General features: G+C 66.6%; 1 protein-coding gene. It reads left to right on the top strand.

The features are described from left to right. A partial coding sequence (locus AB4Y92_RS26905) for a hydantoinase/oxoprolinase N-terminal domain-containing protein (RefSeq protein WP_441822399.1) occupies positions 1 to 350 on the top strand: 350 nt, incomplete at both ends.

Genomic DNA, 350 nt, shown 5'->3' with positions numbered 1-350 from the left:
GGTCCCAACTCCCCGAAATCCGCATCGGCGTCGATATCGGCGGCACATTCACCGACCTCGTCGGAGTGCGCTCGGACGGCGTCCTGTTCGTCGAAAAGGTCCTTTCCTCGACCGACGACTACAGCCGCTCGATCGCCAAGGGCATCGCGATCATCCTGGAGCGGGCGCAGCTGCCCGCATCGGCGGTGACCGAGATGCGGCATGCGACGACGGTTGCGACCAATGCGATCCTCGAAGGGCGCGGCGCCCGAACCGGCCTGATCACGACCGCGGGCTTCCGCGACGTGCTCGACATGCGCCGGCATCGCCGCCCCGACATGTACAATCTCGACTGGGTCAAGCCGCCGATC

Source organism: Lysobacter sp. TAB13 (assembly GCF_052113885.1).
Classification (GTDB): Bacteria; Pseudomonadota; Gammaproteobacteria; order Xanthomonadales; family Xanthomonadaceae; genus Lysobacter; species Lysobacter gummosus.
Note: the sequence above shows the minus strand (reverse complement) of the source record. Positions and strands in the feature narration are given on the sequence as shown.